The 212-nt window shown below is 62.3% G+C and carries 1 protein-coding gene; it reads right to left on the bottom strand.

Annotation, left to right across the window (positions count from 1 at the left end; all coding sequences use genetic code 11):
• Positions 1–212, bottom strand: a 212-nt coding sequence (locus OP18_RS50980) for an ABC transporter permease subunit (protein ID WP_033368093.1), incomplete at both ends; no start/stop codon positions are given.

Here is a 212-nt window from a genome sequence, read left to right as displayed (position 1 = left end):
GCGACCAGCCCGGGCAGCGACACCGGCAGCAGGATGCGGTGGATGATGGCGCCCTGACCGGCGCCGTCCATCTTCGCCGCCTCGATCAGCTCATCCGGGATGGTGTCGAAGAACCCCTTCAACATCCACACGCACAGCGGCAACGTGAACGTGGTGAACGACAGGATCAACGCCACATACGAGTTGATCAAACCGACCTGGCTGAACACCAG

The organism is Dactylosporangium aurantiacum (genome assembly GCF_000716715.1).
Lineage (GTDB): Bacteria > Actinomycetota > Actinomycetes > Mycobacteriales > Micromonosporaceae > Dactylosporangium > Dactylosporangium aurantiacum.
The sequence above is the reverse complement of the archived record's forward strand: the minus strand, read 5'-3'. Positions and strand labels throughout refer to the sequence as shown.